This is a genomic window from Glaciecola siphonariae, assembly GCF_042652645.1.
Lineage (GTDB): Bacteria > Pseudomonadota > Gammaproteobacteria > Enterobacterales > Alteromonadaceae > Glaciecola > Glaciecola siphonariae.
Genome location: NZ_JBHSGU010000002.1, coordinates 1204918 through 1224241 on the forward strand (window position 1 = coordinate 1204918; position 19324 = coordinate 1224241).

Sequence of the window (19324 nt, forward strand, 5' to 3'; positions counted from 1 at the left end):
TTATGCTTTCTCCGATTCTGCGTGCTGAGCAATGATACCGGCAGTCTGCTCATCTAAGATATGAACAATAGACTTACTGCGACCAGCAACGATGCTGTGCATTAGAATTAACGGTAGCGCTGCAATAATACCTTGCGCAGTTGTTACTAGTGCCATTGAGATTGAACCAGCCATGATGCGCGGGTCACCTGTACCGAACAAAGTAATTTGTTGGAAGGTTGCAATCATACCCAATACCGTACCAAGTAGACCTAGTAGCGGAGCAATCGCGGCAAAGATTTTGATAATATTGATACCCGCTTCAATGCGCGGTAATTCTTTCAAGATAGCTTCGTCTAACTTAAGCTCAAGACTCTCTGAATCAACCGTTTTGTTCGCCTGATATACAGTAAGGATGCGACCAAGAGGGTTTTTGTTAGACGGATTATCGATATTGTTAAGCTGGCTTCTCATCTTGCCTGCAACCGCAGTAAGAGAGATTATTTTAAACAAACCGATAAGTAGACCAATAATTAGCATACCTGTAATGATGTAACCTACGATACCACCTGCGTGATAACGCTCCATCATGGTTGCTTTTTGCTTGAACAACTCAAGAATCGCGCCACGTGATGGATCGATAAAAGTTGCAACAATACCGCTGTTAGCGCTGAGTAAGTCCTGCGTAGTAGCTACTTGGAAACCTTCTGGCTGGCGTCCTAATGGCTGCACTTTGTTATCTTCGTCGTTAAACGTTAAATAACCTGCCTCGCCCACTAGGTTGAAGGTACCAATTCGGACCACTTCTTGCGTCGTAGAACCACCGTTCAAATCAACAACCTCAGTGGTGAAGCGTGCTACTTTACCAGACTCAGTCATTTCAGTTTGAAGCGCTAACCATAGCTCTTCTAACTCATTGATGTTAGGAAGACCTTTTGAATCTTGCGCCATTTCCGCTAAGAAAGTTTCACGACCAGGATACTGTGCGCTTACGATAGACGTTGAAATCACGCCGTATGCGTCTGCAGAAGCTTGACGCACAACACCAAACATTTCACCTAAGGTACCAGAAGCTTGGTCTAGCTCTTCTGTTTTATCGATAATAGTCTGTTCGTTGTTTGCGAATGCTGCGGTCAATCGGTCACCACGGTCTTCTTCAGCTTTAAGTGCTGCTTGTGCACGGCGTAATAGCGCCTGCTTGTCAGCTCTTGCGTCTAAAAATTCACGTTCACGAGCTTCGTTCAAACGTTGCTCTGATACGCGGTCATTTTTCACTTGCTTGAGAAGGTCATCAAGCGTAGTTGGTGCCTGTGCATTTGCGAAACCTGCTACCAAAGCAATGGATGCAGATGCGACAAGTGTCTTTATTGTTGTTTTCATTAACCCTTACTCCGCTGCTTTGATAGGTAATTTGATAAGATCTTCTGGTACAAGGCCTTGAGCCATGCGGACTGCTGTGATTACAGAGTCAAGATACTCACCACCAAGTTCCTGCCATTGGCGTGCTTCATTGTCCCAAACGTATGCTGCTGATTGGTCTAAGGTAAGCGCCATAAGCGCGGTACGACCTAAGTTAAAGAAGTCTACCGAAATGTCTTGGCCACCCACGTTAATGGTACCGTCGTAAGACTGGATAGTACGACCATATTGGTTTTCGATTGAATAGGCGTCTAGCACTAAGCGGAACTGCTCAGATACAGTAACATCAGAGCGTGTCATTAGCGCTCGCAGTCTTTCGACACGGGCTAAACGCTCGTCTAGATTGATAGGCACGTCTAATTTAATAAACTGCTCTAGGCTATCAATCATCTTGTACATTAAAGGAACGATTTTTTGTTTGGTGTCTTCAATAGAATCAATTTGGCGCTGAAGTGAGTCGATAGCGCGCTGTTGGTCTGCAACTAGACCGGCAAGATAATCGTTATAAATCTTCAAGTTTTCAGTCTGGTCTACAACGCCGCGATACTCTACGAGCAACTCCTGAGACTGTTCAAATAAACCGTTAATTTTTTCTTGTGACTTTGCTGCAGCGACTTGAATTTTACGTTCTTCTTTTTGTAATTCTTCAAGTGGGCCTGCGAATGCAATGCTGCTTGCTGACAACGCGAGCGCGCCGATCACACAAGAAGCAATTTGAGTTCTCTTGCTCATTTTGGACATATTCCCAACCGTTTTTAGTCTATTAAAATGCTACAAATGACGAGTTGTCATTGCACTTATTGTTATTCAATGTTTTGCCCTGTCTGTTAACAAATACACAGAGGGCAATACACAAATAGTCACAGGATGTTACATAAATGTCAAGAATTGCTAAGGCTTGGATGATAAAAACTTCAATATTAAGAAGGATTTTAGTCTTTTACTTCTTTATCTGTATAAACAATGTCACATGCAATCGATAAGCGCAGTTCGTTTTGCTTAAACGGCACAGTTCCATGCCAAAGCATCGAAGGGAATAACACCAGTTTGCCCTCTTGCGGCATGACTTCTTTTAATGCAGGCAAACCTAAGCCATCGTTGGCTAAATTGGGAATGCCCACTTGAAAGTAACCCGCATTACTGCTCTGGTCAAAGTCTGGCAACGAAATATAGCAAGCCGAGCTTAGCCAGCCCATAGGATGAATGTGGTTATTATGAAAGCCGCTCTGGCGAAGAGCAACTGACCAAGAGCCACTAAATGTAAAAGGCTTCTCTTGCCAAAACCCAGGGTATAGTTCAGGCAGCTTCGACAGTGCATGTTTATAGGCAACTACAGCTTGTCTATACTCGCTCATAATATGTGCAACAAGCGGGTGAGGCTTTGCGAATAAATTTCCGCGCGTTTGCGTGCCGTGGTGAAGTGTCTGCTCAAGGGGTTGTTCTTTGGATTGATGCAAAGACAATAAATGTACCTTTAAAGCCTGTAAATATTCAGTCAGGCTACTGCCAGATGGCGGCGAGATTTGATACTCAAACACGTAATTCTCAACATCTTTAAACGAATAGGTTTTATCAGGCAATACTCTTTGACAAGTATGCAGCAGCGCTAACAGCCATTGGTCATTAGGATGACTTCGCTGAAGCCAAATAAGCTCGTTGTACGCAGTCTCAAAAGCCGCTTTTTCTAGCGCATACTCAATACACGACAACTTATCATTGAGGTCTACTAGGGGCTCTCGGCAAATCTTCTTAAGCTGTGTACTTAAATCTTCCAGCTTGATTGTTTCAGCGCCAGTTTTTGTATAACAACTGAGCGCTATACGGTTAACGCTTGTTAAGGGATGAGCCGGAAACATGTCTTGGCTACGAGAAAAAACAACGCGGGCCGCTTCTATGTTATTAGTGCGTAACAACTTTTTAATATAATCAGAAATTACTTCGGGGCGAATGTCATCACGTTTCATTGCCACTTCATAGGCGGCAAACATTTTGTCACCCTGACCCGACTCCCACATCAAATCACACCAATTAAGCAGCGTATCTCGTGCGGTTGGGTTGATGCTGAGCGCTTTAGAATAGTATTCCAACGCCAAATCATGCTGCGATACATCACTCAATGCATTAGCGTAATTGTGAAAGAACACCTCTGATGTATAGCCTAAGTTAAGAAGCTGCTTATAATGCGAGATGGCCTCATTAGAGCGCCCCATCATGCGTAGTAGCAATGCCAAATCGTGAAAGATCACTGCTTGGTTTGGTGCAAGTTCCTTTGCACGCTCAACACTCTTAAGCGCAAGCGCAAGACTTCCCTGCGCTTTTTGCAACAGCCCCTGTAATCGCAGCAACTGCCAATTTGAAGGACAATGTTTAAATGCCTCAATTAAATACGCCGAAGCATCTGTCAATTGTTCCTGTTGAATTAACAACTGGCATAGATTGATATAAGGGTCTGCATAGTCGGGCTTCATTTGAATTGCGCTATCGTACTTCTCCCGGGCGCTGTTAACGTTGCAAAGTGCTTTATAAGCATTGCCGAGGGTATTGAGCACGTGCGCTTGATTTGGCTCAATAGACAGCGATGCTAGCAACAAGTCGATAGCTTTTTCATATTGACCGGCTTTATGCAGCAGCGCGCCGTAAAGCTGTAAGGTTTCGTAATTGCTGGCTTGCTCGCGCAAACTTCTGTCATAACACAGCTTTGCTTGTGAAAAATCTCCAGCGCGATGAAACTGCAGTCCTTGCTGCATCCATTTAATACTAGCTTGATTGAGTACCATGTATTTCCCAAGCAACCGGTGGGTCTTGTGCGCGCAAATAGAACGGTTCTGCTTTATCTATTACAAGCCCTAGCTCGGCTAAGTTATTTTTGAGTGTGTTTATGTCGTTTTGATTCATCGCTGCTTTATGCATGGAGCTAAGTCTTTCAATATTTTCATTCATTTGCACAAGCGCAGTTTCAATCCAAGCAATCAGTTGACTGTGATCGTATTGATTGTAATTTGACAGCATAGTTTTAACGCCGTCATATAAATATTGATGATGCCCACTTGGCACCTCGTCGCAGTACTTAGCGACCGGGGGCTCTACTGCCATAAATGCTGTAACAGCCTCTTCAACCAAAGACCTTTGGTCTTGTTTAAACGCCTCAGCAACAACACGCGCTTTTTGCAAAAACTGACTGTCGGCAATTAGCTTCAAACCTACTAGGCTTTGCTGGGTAGTAATGTCTACTGCTCCGTCTTCTATATGGCATAAGAAAACGCATTTTGCGCCTGCATGCAACAGCCTCGGCACCTGTGAAAACCCAGCCCACCCTAAATATTCGATGCCAAACTGACTAATTACCATATCAAATGTGGTGTCAGAAAAGCTTGTGTCGTTTAAGTAAGTCGCATGCACGGTCACACTCGGCATGTCTTGCTGCAAAATAGCCAGTGCATCTGCTGAAATATCGAGAGCATGTGCGTCTATCTCAGACAAATTTGTTAAGCATCTAAACACAGCCCCTGCGCCCGACGCAATATCAATGACAGAGGTATTAGTAGACACCTTACCAAGGTTTGCTTGCCAAAATTCAAGTAACGCTTGATGCTTGTTTCCGTTTTTATCGGTAAACACATCTGGCTGTAACTTATCTTGTTGCCAGTACTCTAGCCACTTATCCATAGCGTTCCGTTTACATCTTTTTTATTAATAATAATCGTTTTACTGACTTTTTCATATCCATAAAAAAAGAGAGCCTAAGCTCTCTTTTTTCAACATATTCCGTTTTACTTAGAATGAAGCACGGAAGCTTACATAATAAGTACGACCGAATACATCATAAGTTGCAGGGTAAGTATTTGCCTGCTCGTCGTTGTCACCGATTACTGGTGGCTCTTCGTCAAGCAAGTTGTCAATACCCGCAGTTACGCGATAGTTATCATTGATGTAGTAAGTACCAGCAAGGTCAAAGTAATGTGTACCGTCGATCTTGTCTACTGTGTACTCAGTTTCTAAATCGTCGTCATCAACTTCACCTACATAGCGCCATAATAGCTGAGCAGAGAAATCATCCGTGCTGTAGCCAAAGGTCATGCGATGCTTGTATTCAGGCGTAGGCTCACCACAGTTAACACCGAAGTTACCCGCACACTCGATAAGGTCAGGAGAACCATCGAAGGGCAAGAAGTCGCTTTCAGTAGTATAAGTACCAATGTAGTCAACGCTTACATCACCACCAAACAACTCAGTGTCATAACCGGCGATTAAATCCCAGCCTTTAAGTGTAATAGAGGCCACGTTTTGAGATGAGCTCTCGATGAAATCGATAGTACCATCTGGACGACGGTTAACGGCATTACAGAAGTCACCACCTAAACCAGAACCTGCTTTTGACGAATCATAACAGGTGTTCAGGATGTTGTTAGTACCACCACCAAAGGCTGCAACCGCATCATCAATCTCAATATCGAAGTAGTCTAGTGAGAAAGTGAATTCTTCAGTTACGTCGTATACGATACCGACAGTTAGGGTTTCAGCTTCTTCTTGAACCAAGTTCGGGTTACCACCGCTGATGGTACGAACCTGACCAGATGCCGGGTTAATTGCCGCAGAAAATACAACGTTAGCAGGTACGCCGGTCTGTTGGCATAACTGACGCAATGCATCATTTTGTGGCAAGTTGCCGTTGCCGGCACAAGGATCGTTTGCACCAGGGAAGCCTTCACCACGTGGTGAGAATAATTCACCAATGTTAGGCGCACGTACCGCCGTATTAAATCCAGCGCGGAAACGGAAGGATTCAACCGGTGCCCAAATACCTGCTACTTTGTAAGAATCTACTGAACCTGCAGTTGAGTAATCTTCTGTACGATATGCTAAATCTACTTCCAACAAGTCAGCAAATTCTACGTCACGCAAGATTGGCAATTTCATTTCAACCGAGAAACCAGAAACAGTGAAACCACCTTCTAGGCCAGGCGCACCATTAAATCCGGCAATTGTACCTGCAGCTAAATCCTGTGAAGGTAAGAATTCAAAGTCTTCTTGTCTATGCTCATAAGAGAAACCGATAGCGATTGGGCCGCCCGGTAGCTCAAAGTAGTCAGACGAATCACCACCGATTGACGCACCAAAAATTTTCTGTTCAAACAAGGCTGTTGATGCAACAGCTGTTCTTAGGAAAGCTGCAGACTCTTCTGAGATGTTGCCTTCACCAAAAATGTTCAACGGTGAACAGCCGCTTGTTGCGCCATTCGCAGAAGGGTCAGCACAAGAAGGGTTGCCGTTAGCATCTAAAATTACTTGGCCAGCATCGTCAGTAGCTAACAATAGCGACTGGTCAAAGCGACCACGGTTGACGTTACCCAACTGAGCGGTAGAGTTATTCACTTTACCAGTTTGATAGTAAGCGTCATAGAACCAAGGAGAATCGCCGATATCACCGCGAATACCTACTTGGAACTGGAAGGATGTGAATGCATCTTCAGAACGACGTGGACCAACTTCCTCTAAACGACGACGCAATAATGCACGACCTTCATCGTCAATGCCGTCACCGTCTGTATCAACACCCAAGCCAATCGCATCAGAAATGATTTGCTGAGCTTCAGGCGTAATGAAGGGGTTGCCATCTACGGTAAAGGTAGAAGTTTGGAAGATTGGTGTAGGTGCCAACTGCTGTGGTACACGGCTGTCAGTAAACATAACACGACCGTATAGTTCTGAGTTTTCAGAGATCTCATATGAACCTAGCGCCGTTGCTTGGTGACGCTCTTGTGGTAACTGAATATAGTTAACTGGCGCGTAGTTGTAGAAGTCATTGACCTGACCACCAGTCACGAATGGACGAATGCCACCGTTTTGGTCAAAAATAATACCGCTTGAATCTGGTGAAAAAGTACCAAAACCGCCAGCAAAAATCGCGGTTTGTGGAACACCTGATGAACCGCCTGGCTCTAAGCCGCCGTTACCATCATCAAATAAAGCAGTGTTCGCGAAGTCACGATCGCCTTGGAAAAGATCTTCACGATCGGTGTAGGCTAGGTTAAATACTACGTTACCTTTACCGTCGGCAAAGTTACCACCGATGGTGAAGTCGGCGTTAAAGATTTCAGCATCGCCTTCTTCAGTAGTTTCATAACCTGCTTGTACTTCAACGCCTTCAAAATCATCTTTAAGGATGAAGTTAACAACACCTGCAACCGCGTCTGAGCCGTATACTGCTGATGCACCACCGGTTAATACTTCAACGTTTTTAATTAGTGCTGTAGGAATAGAGTTAATATCAACCGCGCCGCCAGCAGTAGTAGGTACTGCGCGTGTGCCGTTAATTAGAACGAGTGTACGGTTTGTACCAAGACCACGTAAATCTACTGTGGCAGTACCGTTACCTGGGTTGTTAGACGTTCTGTCTAGGCCAGGAACAACCTGTGGTAATGTGTTAAGAAGTGATTCGGTATTTACGGTAGCCGTTAATTCAAATTGCTCTTGACCAACAACCGCGATAGGCGCTGCCGATGCAAACTCAGCTTGACGTAAACGTGAACCTGTAACCTGAATTTTTTCAACTGCTTCTTCAGCGCCATTCTCTTGTGATATGGCAGAACCAGTGAAACCGATTGTAGACGCAGCGCCGAAGGCGCAAGCAATCTTAACTGCTTTCGCTAATTTATTGTTTGTAAACATTCATGTCTCCCTAGACATTATAATTTTTTATCAATTATTTATTGATTTATTATCATGAGCTTTCGCCCAATATCCTTACTATATACGGTTTAGCAAGTATCGGTCAACATACTAAATGTTCTATACAGCGCCTTAAATGGGCGTGTAGCGCATTTAATGAATTAAAAGTTATACAAAAGCAGCTTTGGCCGATAACCAACTTATTGTATGTATTTACTGCTATGTTAAGGAAATATAACGTGAAATTAGATGATGATATTCATAATTATTATGAGCACCTGATGCTTGAGAAGCTAGAGTCCATGGGCTTAAATAAATCTAAAAATGATGACTATTTAGCCGATTTATCATGCCTAATTCTTAACCAACTGCCGCCACGCTACATTCGCCATGAGGTTGATATGGCCTTTTATCTGCCCATTTCAGAGCGCCAGCAAATGGAAATGAACGTGGTAAGAGCTGTGCATTCAGCGATTGAGTATCTTGACGCGCATCCGAAGAAGCAGAGTTAATTTCTCACTGGGCTCTACAAATGATTTTGCATATGGCCCACATACGGCCAGAAAGGCTTATTAAAATTTAAAAAACACATTAGCCATCGACCATAAAAAAAGCGCCCATATTGAGCGCTTTTTTATTTCGTGTAGTCGCTAAATTATATAGCAAGCTTTTAATGCAGTATTAGAATCTGAATGTTACAGAGCCTACAACGCGACGACCAAGAAGGTCATACAGTGCATTAAAGTTATATGGTTGAGTCACTTTGTTTGCAATGTTACGCACACCAAAACGCACTTCCATCCAATCGTCGTGCAGATAAGCGGCTGACAAATCATGCGTCCAGATTGACCCTACAAAGCCTGGGTCTGTATCTTCTGGGCTACCGCCACCTGGCGATACATCAAACAAAGCAGAATTGTTGATGAAACGACTGGTGTAGTTAAATGCCCAATCGTCTAGACGATAATCAACACTTGTACGGAACTGCAGGTCTGGATCGCCAATTTCGCCATCTTCTACGTTAATTTCGTCAGGTCGGTCTTGGAACTCAAATACGTTAAGTTCAAGGAGTTTGTTACCTGCGATGTTAAAGCGTAGCTCACCGGGTAAATCAAACGCTGACAAATCTGTATTATATAAGATTTGCGCTTCAATACCGCGAGTCGTTAATGATGACGCATTGATATAACCAGAACGCACTAACTCTACATCGTTAGTAACCGGGTCACGGTCAATAGAGGCACAGAAGTTTGCATCTGGACCACCTGTAGCATCTACACAGTTATCTAGAATATCTTGCGCACCAAGGAAGTTAATCGCGTTGGTAATCTCAATATCATATAAATCAACTGTAATTGAGAAGTTCTCAATATAAGATGGCGTATATACAATCCCGACCGTTTTAGACTCTGAGTCTTCTGGTAGCAAGTCTGGGTTACCACCAGAGACTAGGTTAATAGATACGTTATCGTTCGCTTGGAAGCCAGGCGGAATACCTAATGCTGCACAGTTAGCGCTACGGTCTGGATCATCATTGATGTTGTCTGCGTCACACGGGTCATTGATGTTGGCAAAGCCTGGTGACTGTGGAGAAAACGCCTCAACAATGTTAGGAGCACGTACTGACTCACCGAAAGTACCACGAACAGTCAAATCTTCAATAGGTGACCACTTCATACCAACCTGCCATGCTTCTGTAGAGCCTGCATGCGAGTAATCTGCGCTACGAAATGCGCCGTCTAGCGTTAATTCTTCTGCTAAGAACACACCTTTTAGGATTGGAAGGTTAACTTCCACAAAGTATTCCTCGGCATCAAACTCACCGTACTCATCTGGCGTTGCTGCATTGGTAAAGAAACCAGCTTTGGTAAACTCGTCAGTGGTTGTTTCAGACGTTTCTTTGCGGTACTCACCACCAAGTGCGATACCGATTGGGCCGCCCGGCAGCTCAAAAAACTCAGCAGTATCGAAGGTTAAGCTCGCGCCGATTACTTCTTGCGTTACCACGTCTTCACGGGTTACATCACCTGATATAAAATCATATGCTTCAGCTGAACCCTGTCCGAAACCAAAGGGGTTGAACGGCGCACAATTATCGCCATTTACCGCGGCTGGGTCGGTGTAACCGTCTGGTTGTGCGCTTGCAACTTGGCTACGACATGCGGCTTGGCCTGTGGCTGGGTCGATGACTGAGTCAAGTGCTGCGGTTAGATTGGTCGGAATCAAGTCGTTAAGTGTACGACGCGTGTTGGCGGTTTCGCCTTTGTTCACGAATACGTCAAAATCGAACTGCGTGTCAGAAAGTTCAAAGAAACCTTTTGCACCAGCAACCACACGATACAATTTACGATCATTCTCTGCAGAGCGGTTACCGATGTCGTCAAAGAAACGAGCGAATTGGACGTTGCCAGTTTGACCATTTTCGAATAAGCGCTGACGCGTGACCGGGTCTAAGAAAGCGTTGTCGGTGGCGTTGATGCGAATATTACCGAAACGGAAAGACGGCTGGAATTGCTGCGCGATATCTTTGTCAACGTATTTAAAATCACCATATAAACGCACATTGTCATTTAGGTCGTGACGGAATGTAGACGCTAAAGTGATGGTTTCTTGTTCTGGAATATAGTTGATGTACTCGTCGGTAAAGAACACGCTGTCGTAACGCTGGTCAAAATTACCAAAAGCAAAACTGTTGGTGTTGATACGCGAAACCTGGTCCATCGGTGTACCGTCTGGCATAAAGGTAATGCGCGGGCCGCCGCCGAACGGGTTAAGTACACCAAAGGCATTGATCATTTCTGAGCCTACAAAGGGTACGCGTAAGCGATCTGGTATGCCGTTGTTTTCAGTGTCTTCAGACCCATCAGCATCTAAGGGGTTAATGATTGTGCCGTTCGCTTCAGCTTGTTGTAACTGAGGTCGCAACACTTCTTTGATGCGGTCGTAAGCTGCAAAGAACGTAACGTTGGTTTTGCCATCGTCGCTGGTTGCACCTGTTAATAATGAGAAAGAGTGAGTTTTGTAGTCAACACTCTCGGTATCTTGAGTACCGCTAATATTTACCTCAGTACCCTCGTAATCATCTTTCAGAATAATGTTAACAACACCAGATACCGCATCTGAACCATAAATAGCTGATGCGCCACCGGTAATAATTTCAACACGGTCTATCATGGCTGCTGGAATAGCGCCAGTATCTACCGCGGCAGTGCCTGGGTCGCCAGCAACGTGGCGAATACCATTAACAAGCACCAGAGTACGCGCTGAGCCCAAGCTTCTCAAATCAAGCGAGCTCAAACCTGCGTTAGCATTGCTGTTGTTGTTACCAATCAGCGTACTACCAGCAGCAATTGCCGGAAGTTCGGCTAGCACCGAGCCTAAATCGGGCGTACCGAAACGCGCGATTTCTTCAGCACTGATAGAAATAATTGGAGCGGGTGTAGAAAGTTCAGTACGTTTAATACGTGAACCGGTGATTTCAATTTTTTCAACTGTCTCTTCAGCGCCAGCTTCTTGTGCAACTGCTTGAAACGACAAGGCAGTTGAGGCAAGGCTTAAAGAAAGGGCAGCAGAAACACAGCAAGATAGTTTTGCTTTTGTAAACATGTGATTTCCCCGTTTGTTATAGTTTTATTTTGCATGGTGTCGGTAACTACAACCTAACTGTCTGTCGTTGTCAGGCACAACACCATAGTTTTGATACTAACTGCATTTTATTGAAAAATCGATGCTATAAGCCAAGTTTTTTGGGGTTTTATGTGATTATTTTGTTGCAAATATTAGCGTTGTGTAAAGATTAGACTACGGGCGTAAAGTCATGATTAAGAATAAGAGGAACCTGAGGAATTGGGTGGCAAACCCCAGCTACACCCCGGCACATAAGTCCCTTAGTACGGCTGCTCCCTTCCGGGCCTGACCGAGTTCCTAAGTTGTTATTGCGGGAGAACCAGGGTTCACCATAGATATGCGACTTCGACCCTTGGGTTCAGCAAAATGTTAAATGCCAGAGCCAAAACGCGCTGTATTATGACCAAAGAGCCAATGCTATGCAAGGCTACGATTGTTGCGGGCGAAACTTTTCTTCTGCGATTTGGTCTGCAACTTGCTCTGTAGGGCAATTTTGGTCTCTCGCCCTATTTAGAATTTCGCTTATCGTTTGACCAATTTGTTCAATCTGCATGCGCATGGCGTGTGCGCTACTTTCATTGCGTTGGTGATATATATCGATAATGCCACCTGCATTAATCACATAATCTGGCACATATAAAATGTCTCGCGCAAATAAAGCCTCGCCCATTTGCGGCGAACTTAATTGGTTGTTTGCCGCACCTGCCACAATCGCCGCACGTATTTCAGGTAGGCTCTTTGGATTAATCGCGCCGCCCATTGCACAAGGAGCAAACACATCAGCCTTTGCAGCATGTATCTGTTGAGGGTCTATAACTGTCGCGCCCAATTCGTTTTTCGCAACTTCTAAACCTTCATTAAAAATGTCGGCAACTATGAGGTTTGCTCCCGCGTTTTTAAGGTGTCTGGCCAAGCGCAGTCCAACGTGACCTACCCCTTGAATGGCAACCGTTTTGCCCTCTAAGCTTTGACCGGTGGCATGTTTAACCGCCGCTTGAATACCCATAAACACGCCGTATGCCGTCGACGGAGCAGGATTGCCATCTGCTGGTGTGCCGTCATAGGCGAACTTTGCCGACGTACCCGCAACGTGATGACTTTCAGACGCCATATATTGCAAGTCTTGCACAGATATACCCGAGTCTTCGGCAATAATATACTGGCCTTTAAAGGTATCTACACTGCGTCCCATCGCATACATCAGCTCTTGGGTTTTATCAGCACGAGGATTACCAATAATTACCGCCTTACCGCCGCCTTGAGGTAAACCGGCTACCGCCGCTTTATAGGTCATTCCTTTGGATAAACGTAATACGTCTGTAAGCGCTTCTTCTGAACTTGCGTAAGGCCACATTCTGCACCCTCCCAAGCTTGGACCAAGATGCGTATTATGAACCGCAATCAGCGCTTTCAAGCCGGTTTTTGGGTCGTGAAAAAAGGACACTTGTTCATGTTGGTCAAAATCAGGATGTTCAAAAAGTGACATGGCAAAACCTTAGGCCGAGGCGTTTTTATTAGTATGCAAAGATAGTAGCTGACTTATTTGAGGATATGTATTGCGATAATGGCATGGGCACAAAAATAAAAATCGAAAAATCGTTTTTATTACTTCGCCTTTCTAGGATAAGCATCCTATAATATCGACGAAATTAAAAAATGATGGTCGCAGTGTGTAGCCATGCTCATATTAAATAACCTGATTTGAGATAGCGGTAGCCTAACATTATGAAGCTAGATAAATTTGATCGTGAAATACTCCGCGTTATGCAGCGAGACGCCACTGTGTCGATGGCAGAACTGTCGCAATATGTAGGCTTGTCTCATACGCCATGTTGGCGACGAGTAAAACGCATGGAAGCCGACGGCATTATCCGAGCAAAAGTGACCCTGCTCGACGCTAAAAAGCTCAATTTAGGGGTGTCGGTATTCATTTACGTCACTTTAAAAAATCACGATGGCGACTCACTCACCAAGTTCGAAACTGCCGTACAAGATATTGATGAAATTATTGAATGTCACACAACAAGTGGCGACAAAGATTATTTGTTAAAAGTCATCGTTCGAAGCATTGAAGAATACGAGCAGCTCTTAAAGACGAAGCTTACCAGCTTGCCTTTAGTTGACCATTTGAGCTCTACCTTTGCCTTAAAGCAGGTCAAAATCACTACGGAACTGCCACTATAGTGAGCTAACGAAGTATCGTTCAAATATTTTGCTCTCGGGTTTCAACTTACATCAGACGCGCTAAACGGCGTCCGGTTGGTTTTCGGGCGCGGCTTGGGCAAACGCGTCTAGCGAAGTACAATTTTTGTATATTTTATGTATAAGCGGGAATGCCGTCATATCAACGCCAAAGCGCAGAGCGTTGTACACTTGCGGTACAATGCAAATATCCGCCAAGCTAACTTGGTAGCCATATGCATACTTGCCTGCTCTTGTTTCTATTTTCTTACTTAAACCGTTAAAGCCCTCCGTAACCCAATGCTGCACCCAAGCTTTTACGGCTGCATCATCGGCATCAAAATCACTCTTTAATCGATTTAATACTCGTAAATTCGCTAGCGGTTGGGTATCGCAGGCCATGTCGTAGGCAAGCATTCTAACCCTTGCTCTATCTTGAGCGTGCTTGGGCATTAACAAACATGGTTCAGGATACTTCTCGTCTAAATACTCGATAATTGCCAAAGACTGGCTCAAAGTAATATCAGCGTCACTATCAACAAAGGTAGGCACAAGCTTGCTAGGATTTAAGCGCTGATACGCGTCGCTTTTTTGCTCTCCACCATTATTGACCAGATGCACAGGGACGTACTCATAGTCTAGCTGTTTCAGATTGAGCGCAATACGCACCCGATAACTGGCAGATGAGCGCCAATAGCCATGTAAAGTCAAACTCATATTAGTGTTTTACCGTGCTTTTATTAATGCCGTATTCGCGTAATTTATTCGCAATTGCCGTATGACTCAAGCCTAACTTTCGGGCCAACTGCCGAGTACTCGGGTATGACGGATACAAGCGTTTTAGCATATCGCGTTCAAACTTCTTAACTTCTTGCTCTAGCGTTCCATCAAAATTTTCGTCGATATAGGTTACCGTTGCACTGCACGACGGGACTTGAATGGACTCTTTGGTGATCTCATTGCCGTCAGCTAGTGAAATGGCGCGATAGAGCGCATTTTTCAGCTGGCGAATGTTGCCAGGCCACGGATAGCCCTGCAAATATTCGACGCACGACTTACTCAGTTTAGGAACCTGAATGCCTAGTTTTTTGCTGTGCTGTAATAAAATACGATTCGATAACGAGACAATATCGGCCTTACGCTCGCGCAAAGGCGGCACAACTAGCGAGAGAACATTTAAACGATAGTATAAGTCCTCTCTGAAAGTCCCCTCTTCAACGCAGTCGGCAAGCTCTTTACAGGTTGTACAAATAATTCGGCAATCGATAGATTTTACTCGACTGTCTCCCACCTGATGATAAGTGCCATACTCTAGCACTCGAAGTAATTTTGCTTGCAGTTGAGACGACATCTCGCTGACTTCATCAAACAGCAGAGTCCCACCAGCCGCCTGCTCGAATAGACCCATTTTGCCGTCTTGCTGCTTAAACGCGCCAGGCGCGTAGCCGAACAGTTCCGTTTCTGCAACATCATCGGGTAACGAAGCGCAGTTGAGGGATACAAACTCACCAATACTTCTGCGGCTGTTGTCATGGCATGCTTTTGCAATCTGCTCTTTACCGGTTCCTGTCTCGCCGGTAATTAGAATATTGCCGTCTAGCTCAGACATACGTTTAGCCTCTCGTATGACTTTTTTCATTGCCGTTGAGTGGGCATCAAATGCATCAAAACTGTTGCTTGAGCTTCTATGAAAAACCGATACCTGCTGGCCCAAGCGCACCTCGGATTTAAGCATTATAACCGCACCGGCGAGTATAGTTTTATCCGAATCGGGCACGTCAACCGGCAATAAATCGGCAATATAGTCTTGCTCGATAAACTTAACGCGCCGGGTTTGAGCGTATATCTCTCTGCCTTCTAACCATTTGGTAAAGTTAAAGCCGCTTAGCACGTCGTCTATGTGGAGATTAATGATGTCTTCAGCAGGTGTTTCTAGTCCTCTGATAACTGCATCGTTAAAGAGAATGATTCGACCCTGTGTATCAATCGAAAATACAGGGTCTGGCAAGGTTTGCAACATCGCCCTGAGCTGATTGCGCTCACGCTGGATGGGCATAAAGGGGGTTGTTTTAACGTCGGTAATACCGTCTACCCGCCTTAATTTTTGCATCAGCACCTGAAAGTCGGTGAATTCGATAGTAGGAAAATCCAGAAAAATTTTACCGAGCGCGTCAATTTCAATACCACGCAAGTCAATATGATAATCACTTAAGATGTCGAGCACGTCTTGGGTGATCCCGAGCCTGTCTTCGCAATTAATTTCCAAACGCATGAAATGTCGTTCCTTTTGTAAGAGCATTAATGGTAAACGTCGTTCTTCCAACTAAAGAAGCGCATAAGGTGCATGAACTTCACCAACAATGTGCCCAAAGCGATGATCGCAAACCGATGGTCGCAAAGAATCATTGTAAAACGACGTTTACCTGTATAGATATGATTACGGACAAGCGCATAGCTAGATCACACAAATACCCCCGCTTTAAGTGACATTTTTTTAATGTTTTACAAACGTTTTAAAGCCTCATTTTCCGGTGAAGATTGAATAATAACTCGTCAAAGTCAGGGGCGTATGCAAGTTTAAAAGCATGCGTGCACAGGGATGTGCGCGCCTGAGCGGCCAGGATGGCGAACAGCGTCTTTTTAATTTGCAGAACGTAGTTGGACTGGGCAATGACTCGGCAAAGTTAGGAGCGTATGCAAGTTTAAAAGCATGCGTGCACAGGGATGTGCGCGCCTGAACGGCCAGGATGGCGAACAGCGTCTTTTAAACTTGCATATGCCCGTAACTAAAACGCTCGCGCCCTTAACTAGCTTGCTTCAGTTTTGGCTCAAATTGCGGCTCAAATAAACCGAGTGATTTTGCCTGCTCAACTAGCGACATAATATCGAGTTGTGAGAGCTCAAAAAGCCCGTCAAAGCTATCCAAAATAAAATAGATTGGCTGCATAATGTCAATTCGGTAAGGCGTACGTAACACATCCAGTGCCTTTAAAGGCTTACGTTGCGGTTTCTCGCTCTCGAGGGCATACAGTGTTTCACCGGGAGATGACAGTATACCGCCGCCGTAGATGCGCAAGCCTTGCTCAGTTTGCACCAAGCCAAACTCCACAGTGAACCAGTAAAGTCGGGCTAAAAACGCCCTGTCCTCTTTATTAGCAGCTAGCCCTAACTGCCCATAAACATGCGTAAAATGAGCAAAGGCCGGATTGGTCAGAAGCGGACAATGCCCAAAAATCTCGTGAAAAACATCTGGCTCTTGCAAGTAGTCAAACTCTTCTTCACTCCTGATGAAGGTTGCCACCGGAAAGCGTTTGTTGGCAAGCAGCGTAAAAAATTCAGTGAAATTTATAAGCGCCGGCACCGCAGCCGTTTGCCATCCCGTTGCTTCCATCAACACTTTGTCGATGTCAGGCAACTGTGGGATCTGGTCTTTGGGCATATTTAATAGCTCAATTCCCCGCATATATTGCTCGCAAGCCCGCCCTTGCAACAAATTAATTTGGCGCTCATACAGCCTTGCCCAACGTTGGTTTTCTTCTGCCGTCCACTCAATATAACCTTTGTCATTAATAGATTTTGAAACGTATTGCGTTTGCTTTGACATAACACTCTGTTGACGTAAATGAACACCGTTCAATGGTAATCAAAATCTCGCTACTAAGAGAGAGGCTGCCCTTCAATCAATCTGGTACGACCAGCAGTTTTTGTAACTTGAATTTTACATCTAAAATAAAAAAGCCCTAAGCTTCATGCTTAGGGCAAGTACAACTCTAGGGGGAGATAAGATGTTATATTAGATTTGCGGTTATAGGCCATTAAGCTCGCGGTTAATTTGGAACTCTTTGCTGGTAACGTAGCTCTCTAATTTGCGAAGGCGATTCTCACTGCGAATAAAGCGCTGCTGAATATTTAAAAAAGCCTGTTTAGGCGGCATACCAGCTTGCCACACCTTTGCTTTTACGTTTACTTTTTGAGAATTCACCGCAGGGTTAGTGTAGCCTTTTCCGCTGTAGCTTTGCCCTTGTGCACCGCTTGGAACATAACTATTTGAAGCGCCGGTTTTCAGCTCTGACTTTTTATCTAAAATAAGCCATGCCGCCACATACCCTACTAACACAAATGAACCGCTCGTGAGCAAAAACGCAGTAATTGTAATAATACGAACCAACCAAACCTCTACGTTAAAGTAATCGGCCAAGCCTGCACACACGCCTGCCACCTTTCCTCTTTTTGGATCGCGATATAACGACTTTTGAGTGTTCATGCTCTCTCTCTCCAGTTTGGAGCTTCTGCGTCTAATATCGCCTCTAAGGTCTTGATGCGCTCAGACATTTGCTCTTCTTTTGCCGCTAAATCTTGCAAGGTATGCACTTCTGTTTCACTCAAACCTTGGCTTAATTGCTTTTTGCTGCGGTAATGCAAAATCAGCCAAATAGGCGCCACCATTAAGGTGAAAATAATTAGCGAAGTGCCGGTGAGTATGACAAACAATTCTTCCATTAGTGTTCTCCTGTGAACCTATCAATCGATAGCGTGTGCTTTGTTAAGTATGAAAGCACACGCTCAAAATCGCAAATTAAGCTTTTTTCGATTTAGATTTTACTTCCGTCACGTTGGTCGATTTTGTTTTACTCGCCATTTTTTGCTTCAGCGCTGCTAACTCGTCATCAATTTTGCCGTCTGATTCTAAGTTCGCAAATTCATCCTTCAGCGAGTTTTTACCCACATCATAGGATTCAACCTGCGACTCTAGGTCGTCTATTTTACGCTCAAACTGCTCGAACTTGCCCATTGCAGCATCTACGGTGCCAGAATCTAAGCGCTTTTTTACCTGCAAACGCGAGCTCACTGTGTTCTGACGCATGATAATCGTTTTTTGGCGACTTTTTGCGTCTGCGAGCTTCTCTTGTAGCTGCGCGGTTTCGCTTTGCAACTTAGCCAACTCGTCTTCGATTAGCTCAAGCTCGTGAGCTAGCGCATCTGCTGCCTCTTTCGCTTTTGACTTCTCTTGCAGCGCAGCTCTTGCTAAATCTTCGCGGTCTTTTGACAGCGCCAGTTCAGCTTTACCGGCCCAGTTGTCGGCCTCAGTGTTGTATTTGTTGATTTGATGCGACACATCTTTTTTTGCCGCGATGGTTTTAGCCGAAGCGCTACGCACTTCTACCAATGTATCTTCCATTTCTTGAATAATCAGACGAACCATTTTTTCAGGGTCTTCTGCTTTATCAAGCAATGCATTGATGTTTGAGTTAATGATGTCAGTAAAACGTGAAAATATACCCATGGTATGTTACCTCTACTTGTATAAAAAATTCTTCACTTAGAATTTATTGGATTAACTTGCCTTGACTTACTACTGACTATACAAATTGCTTGCCAACTAATGAAATTCCTATAAGCCCATGTTTTATTTGAATTTAATACTTATTTAAAAAGCGGTGGGTATTCT

General features: G+C 44.5%; 15 protein-coding genes and 1 other RNA gene. 2 read left to right on the forward strand and 14 right to left on the reverse strand.

What is annotated here, in order from left to right; translation table 11 throughout:
• The 5 genes from ACFO4O_RS06750 to ACFO4O_RS06770 form a co-directional block, all read right to left on the reverse strand.
• Complete coding sequence (locus tag ACFO4O_RS06750; RefSeq protein ID WP_382406759.1) at positions 1-1359, reverse strand: MotA/TolQ/ExbB proton channel family protein; 1359 nt, start codon at positions 1357-1359, stop codon at positions 1-3.
• A 6-nt stretch (positions 1360-1365) separates the two neighbouring features.
• Entirely contained in the window at positions 1366-2130 is a 765-nt protein-coding gene (locus ACFO4O_RS06755) for a DUF3450 domain-containing protein (RefSeq protein WP_382406761.1), read from the reverse strand.
• 200 nt (positions 2131-2330) lie between these two features.
• Positions 2331-4175 (reverse strand): 2OG-Fe(II) oxygenase family protein, encoded by a 1845-nt coding sequence (locus ACFO4O_RS06760; RefSeq protein ID WP_382406763.1) that lies wholly within the window; start codon positions 4173-4175, stop codon positions 2331-2333.
• Positions 4156-5064 carry a class I SAM-dependent methyltransferase gene (locus tag ACFO4O_RS06765; RefSeq protein WP_382406765.1) on the reverse strand — a complete coding sequence of 303 codons (909 nt, stop codon included), beginning with the start codon at positions 5062-5064 and terminating at the stop codon, positions 4156-4158. Before ACFO4O_RS06765 ends, ACFO4O_RS06760 begins: the two co-directional genes overlap by 20 nt.
• 108 nt (positions 5065-5172) lie before the next feature.
• Positions 5173-8067, reverse strand: coding sequence for a TonB-dependent receptor domain-containing protein (locus ACFO4O_RS06770; RefSeq protein WP_382406767.1), 2895 nt, complete (start codon positions 8065-8067; stop codon positions 5173-5175).
• A 239-nt stretch (positions 8068-8306) separates the two neighbouring features.
• Between ACFO4O_RS06770 and ACFO4O_RS06775 the strand changes: the two genes are divergently transcribed.
• Positions 8307-8579, forward strand: a complete 273-nt coding sequence (locus tag ACFO4O_RS06775; RefSeq protein WP_382406769.1) for a late competence development ComFB family protein — start codon at positions 8307-8309, stop codon at positions 8577-8579.
• 169 nt (positions 8580-8748) lie between these two features.
• Here the strand turns inward: ACFO4O_RS06775 and ACFO4O_RS06780 are convergent, their stop codons facing one another.
• The 3 genes from ACFO4O_RS06780 to ACFO4O_RS06790 all read right to left on the reverse strand — a co-directional run bounded on the left by ACFO4O_RS06780 (position 8749) and on the right by ACFO4O_RS06790 (position 13180).
• Positions 8749-11673, reverse strand: a complete 2925-nt coding sequence (locus ACFO4O_RS06780; protein WP_382406771.1) for a TonB-dependent receptor plug domain-containing protein — start codon at positions 11671-11673, stop codon at positions 8749-8751.
• A 249-nt stretch (positions 11674-11922) separates the two neighbouring features.
• Positions 11923-12019, reverse strand: an RNA gene (gene ffs / locus ACFO4O_RS06785) — signal recognition particle sRNA small type.
• Between the two features lie 102 nt (positions 12020-12121).
• Positions 12122-13180 carry a Glu/Leu/Phe/Val dehydrogenase dimerization domain-containing protein gene (locus tag ACFO4O_RS06790; RefSeq protein ID WP_382406773.1) on the reverse strand — a complete coding sequence of 353 codons (1059 nt, stop codon included), beginning with the start codon at positions 13178-13180 and terminating at the stop codon, positions 12122-12124.
• A gap of 239 nt (positions 13181-13419) precedes the next feature.
• Here ACFO4O_RS06790 and ACFO4O_RS06795 point away from each other — a divergent pair, with 239 nt between their 5' ends.
• Positions 13420-13878, forward strand: a complete 459-nt coding sequence (locus tag ACFO4O_RS06795) for an Lrp/AsnC family transcriptional regulator (RefSeq protein WP_382406775.1) — start codon at positions 13420-13422, stop codon at positions 13876-13878.
• Positions 13879-13938: 60 nt separating this feature from the next.
• Here ACFO4O_RS06795 and maiA read toward each other — a convergent pair whose 3' ends face one another.
• From maiA to pspA, 6 genes are all read right to left on the reverse strand, one after another.
• Positions 13939-14592, reverse strand: a complete 654-nt coding sequence (maiA, locus tag ACFO4O_RS06800) for a maleylacetoacetate isomerase (protein ID WP_382406777.1) — start codon at positions 14590-14592, stop codon at positions 13939-13941.
• A 1-nt stretch (position 14593) separates the two neighbouring features.
• A complete protein-coding gene (gene tyrR, locus ACFO4O_RS06805) occupies positions 14594-16147 on the reverse strand; it encodes a transcriptional regulator TyrR (protein WP_382406779.1) in 1554 nt (517 codons plus the stop codon).
• Positions 16148-16678: 531 nt separating this feature from the next.
• Positions 16679-17479, reverse strand: coding sequence for a phenylalanine 4-monooxygenase (gene phhA / locus ACFO4O_RS06810; protein ID WP_382406781.1), 801 nt, complete (start codon positions 17477-17479; stop codon positions 16679-16681).
• A 201-nt stretch (positions 17480-17680) separates the two neighbouring features.
• Complete coding sequence (gene pspC, locus ACFO4O_RS06815) at positions 17681-18139, reverse strand: envelope stress response membrane protein PspC (protein ID WP_382406783.1); 459 nt, start codon at positions 18137-18139, stop codon at positions 17681-17683.
• A complete protein-coding gene (pspB, locus tag ACFO4O_RS06820) occupies positions 18136-18375 on the reverse strand; it encodes an envelope stress response membrane protein PspB (protein ID WP_382406785.1) in 240 nt (79 codons plus the stop codon). Before pspB ends, pspC begins: the two co-directional genes overlap by 4 nt.
• A 76-nt stretch (positions 18376-18451) precedes the next feature.
• On the reverse strand, positions 18452-19159 hold the full coding sequence (gene pspA / locus ACFO4O_RS06825; RefSeq protein WP_382406787.1) for a phage shock protein PspA: 708 nt from the start codon (positions 19157-19159) through the stop codon (positions 18452-18454).
• Between the last annotated feature and the right edge of the window lie 165 nt (positions 19160-19324).